We start from the raw sequence: 4,148 nt of genomic DNA on the forward strand, positions 1-4,148 counted from the left end.
CCGAACACCTTGCCCGTGGCGGCCGGCCGGGGCGGCGCTGCGCACCAGGACGTCGCGTCGAGGGCGTGGTGAGGCCGAGGCATACGCCCACCACGGCGATCAGCGCCACCGTCACGGCCGGCGCCGCCGTCAGTCCGGCGGCGAGGAGCCCGAACACCGCGCCGACGGCGAGGCCGCCCATGGCGATGACGTGGTGGGCGCTGGTGCGGTCCGCCACCACGCCGCCCACCGCGACGCCCGCCGCATTGCCGAGCTGGTAGAGCGAGGCGGCCAGGGTCGCCAGCGCCAGGGTGGCGCCATAGCCCTGCTGGAGCGCGGGGATGGAGAAGCTCTGGAACGCCGAGAGCGACACCGCGGTGAGCACGAAATAGAGGAACGCCATCAGCACCACGGGCATGGCGAGCACCTGCAGGAAGCTCGGCGCCTTCACGGCCCCGCCCGGGCCCTCCGCATGATGCGCCTGGGGCTCCACCTTCAGCGCGGAGCGCCAGACCACCAGACCGAGCCCGAACACCAAGACGATGCCGCCCATGACGAGCAGCGCGGTGCGCCAGCCAGAGGTGGTGCCGAGGGCGGCGGAGGCCAGCGGCGAGGCGGCGAAGCCGAGATTGCCGGCGATCACATGGGCCGCGAAGGCGCGCCCGAGCCGCACATGGGCGACCCGGTGGCTGAGGATCGACAGATCGGCGGGGTGGTAGACGGAATTGCCGAGGCCGGCGAGGGCGGCGAGGGGCAGCAGCGCCTCGTAGCGCGGGGCGAGGCCCATGGCGGCGGTGGCGGTGCCCTGGAGCAGCATGCCGCACAGCAGCAGGCGGTGGGCGCCGAAGCGGTCGACCAGCACGCCCGCCACCACCTGGCCGACGCCCGAAAACAGGTAGAAGACCGACAGGACCAGACCCAGCTCGGTGAAGCTGACGCCGAGGTCGTCGCGCATCAGGATGAAGAGCGGCGCCACGGCGAGCTGGAGGAAATGGCTGGAAAAATGAGCGACGCCCACCGCGCCGATGGTGGACGCCTCGCTCGCCGGCCATCCGGCCGCGCGCACTTCCATGGACACGACGACATCCTCCCGTCCGGTGGCCGGCTTCCCGCCGGGGCCGGTGCGGCGTGACGCCACCCGGCCGGATATTTCCCCTCTTCCGGTCTTGCGCGTCGGGCGGGGTTGGTCCCCCGCCTCGGACGGTCCTTCACGGTCGACGGCCGCTCACCTGGCCCGTCGGGGTCCCTGGCCGCCCGAATAGCGCAGGGTCAGGCAAGTGATGTCGTCCGCCTGGGGCGCGCCGCGCTCGAACACATGCACGGAGGCCAGAACGCGCTCCGACAGATCGTGCACTGACCAGTCGCTCGCGCCGCTCTTCAATAGCGTCTCCAGTCGCTCCTCGCCATAGGGCTGCTCGTCCACGTCGAACGCCTCGGTGACGCCGTCGGTGTAGAGGAACAGCGTGTCGCCGGGGGCGAGCTGCAGCTCGCCCTCCACGAACACGAAGCCCTCCAGCACCGCCACCGCCATGCCACGGGTGCTGGGGACCTCCGTCACCTCGCCGCGCGGGTGATGTGATAGGGCAAATTGTGGCCGGCATTGACGTAGCTCAGCCGCCCGGTGGTGAGGTCAAGCACGCCGTAGAACAGCGTCACGAACAGCATCTGCTCGTTCTCGGCGGCGAGCAGGTCGTTGAGGCGGCGGATGCTGGAGGCGGGCGAGCGCTCGAACAGCGCCGTGGAGCGCAGCAGCGTGCGCGAGATCGCCATGAACAGCGCCGCCGGCACGCCCTTGCCCGAGACGTCCGCCACCACGAGGCCGAGCGTGGTGTCGTCGATCATGAAATAGTCGTAGAAGTCGCCGCCCACCTCGCGCGCCGGCGTCATCTGGCCGTGCACCGCCACCCGCGCGTCGGGCGGGAATTCCTTGGGCAGGATGGCGAGCTGCACCTGGCGGGCGATCTCCAGCTCCTGCTGGAGGCCGGCGAGCTTGGTCTTGGTGACGAGGGCCTCGCGCAGCTCCACCACCATGGAGGACAGGCGGGTGTGCTGCTCGACGATGCGGCGCGAGAGGTCGTGCAGCACGCGGGCGACGCGCTTCAGTTCGTCCTCCTCCACCACCTCGGCGCCGCGCGCCAGCAGCGCCAGAACCTCCTCCCGGTCGGTGGGGTCGATGGCGTCGGCGAGCGCCTTCAGCTCGGTGGAGATGAGCGCCTCCTGGCGGCGTCGCACCCGGTCGCGCTGGCGCCGTGCCTCGGCCAGCGCCTGCACGTTGCCGCGCAGCGCCACCACCGCCGAGGCGATGCGGCCGATCTCGTCGCGGCCGGCATGGTCCACGGTGACGGAGGTGTCGCCGCGCGCCAGCGCCTGCAGCACGTCGATGGCCGATTCCAGGGGGCGGAAGGAATACCAGAGGAAGACGTTGAGTCCGATCACGCCGAGCAGCACGAGGCCGAGCGCGCCGGCGATGGCGGCGCTGCGGATCAGGCTGGTGGCCTTGAGCGTCGCGGTGGCGTCGACGAAGCTCACCACCGCCCCCAGCGCGGAGCCGGAGAGATCCTGCACCGGGATGCCGGTGACGGAATAGGTCTTCTCGCCCACCGTGACTTGCTCGGCGAAGGCGCGGCGCGGGGTGAAGCTGAGGTCGGCGCGCTGCCACAGGAGCGGGTCGGTGCTTGCCGCCACCCGGCCGCGCAGGGTGACGAGCGTTGTCTCCGCATTGATGCCGCGGGCGAAGCGCTCCATGCCGAGGCCCGCATTGCGACCCAGCACCAGCACGGCGCGGCCCTTGCCTGCGAGGGTGACGGTGCGGGTGGCGAGCACCACGATCTGGCGCGCCGCGATCTGTCGCAGGCCGCCCAGCGCCTCGCCGCGCAGCGCCCGGTCGAGGCTGCCGGCGTCCAGCACCGAGCGCGCGCCCGCGCTGCTGCTGCTGTAGATCACCTCCCGGTCGGCGCCCACGACCTCGAAATAGGTGTCGTCGTCCTCGACATCGACGCCGGCTTCCTTGAGGGCGGTGCCGACGCCGGCGCGGTCGGCAAAGCCGAGCGTCAGACGGAAGGAGGGCGAGGCGTCCACCCGGTCGAGCACCCGGCCGAGGCTCGCCACCTGGAAGGCGACGATCTCGCGCCAGAGCACGCTCTGGCCGGCGATGGCGAGTTCGCCCTCGCGCGCCTGGCCCACGCGGTCGCGCAGCACCGTGGCGCTCCACATGGCGAGCATCAGGGCGGCGAAGCCGGCGGCAACGATGAGGGTGATTCGGGTGCGCAGCAGCATCAGGCGCTCCGTGCCCTGTCGGCCGCGGGCCGCGCCACGACTTCCCGCCGGATGCGCTCCACGTCGGGCCGGAGCGCGCCGTCGAAGTCCACCGCCAGCAATTCCTCGGCATAGGCCTCAAGCGCCGTGCGGCGCTCCACCACGCGGCGATTGCCCTGGATCAGAGCGGCGAGAGCCCGGCCCACGCCACCCCGGCCCAAGCGTCCGGATCGTCGGTGGTCGAGCGGCGTCGGCGTGAAGTCCTCCTGCGCGGTGCGGGCGAGGCCCGAGGCGACGCGCGCGAGGTCGGCATCGAGGTGGGAGCCGGCGATCAGCGCGGCGAGGACCGCGAACGCCACCGCGGTCACCAGCACCGCCAGCATGGAGCGCATGCGGAACCGCTCGGAGGACGAGATCAGCGCCGCCGGATTGGTGCTCACCTCCACCGCGGCCACCTGGAGCCCGTCCACCGTCACCGGCGCGCTGGTCTGGTCGGTGCCGGGCTCGTCGCCCACGGCGCTGCGGATCTCGCGCCCGTCCGGGCCGCGCAGGACGATCTGGGCGATGCCCGGCGTGCCGGCGAGGGTATCGGCGAGATAGGCATCGACGCCGGGAATGAGCTTCAGCGGCACGTTGAAGCGGGCGGCGCGCTCGAACTGCTGGGCGAGGGTGCGGGCGACCGAGGTGCCGATCACCAGCGCGTCGCGCCGGGCGCTGTCCTCCATCCGCGCGCGAAAACCATTGGTCAGAAGCAGGCTGGCGCCGCCGCCCACCAGCACGGTGATGAAGAAGACGAACAGCCCGGTCCACAGGCGCGCCCGGCCCGGGCGCAGAGGCTCAGCCCGCATCGTCGAGCGCTCCAAGCTGCTGCAGGCCGCGGTCGATGCGCGCCTCCGCGGCGGCCCAGCCGGCGC

2 protein-coding genes and 1 pseudogene are annotated in these 4,148 nt (G+C 72.3%); all 3 read right to left on the bottom strand.

Translation table 11 applies throughout. The annotated features are described in order from the left end of the window. Positions 1-1,051: MFS transporter (locus AC2W7M_RS20990; protein ID WP_486134624.1), on the bottom strand; the 1,051-nt coding region annotated here is incomplete at its 3' end. 153 nt (positions 1,052-1,204) lie between these two features. Further along, positions 1,205-3,255, bottom strand: a pseudogene (locus AC2W7M_RS20995) (SpoIIE family protein phosphatase). After that, positions 3,255-4,082, bottom strand: coding sequence for a hypothetical protein (locus AC2W7M_RS21000; protein ID WP_486134623.1), 828 nt, complete (start codon positions 4,080-4,082; stop codon positions 3,255-3,257). Before AC2W7M_RS21000 ends, AC2W7M_RS20995 begins: the two are co-directional and overlap by 1 nt. Positions 4,083-4,148: the final 66 nt, after the last annotated feature.

The sequence above is a fragment of the Xanthobacter sp. BG11Y11_SDJG genome, assembly GCF_057364445.1.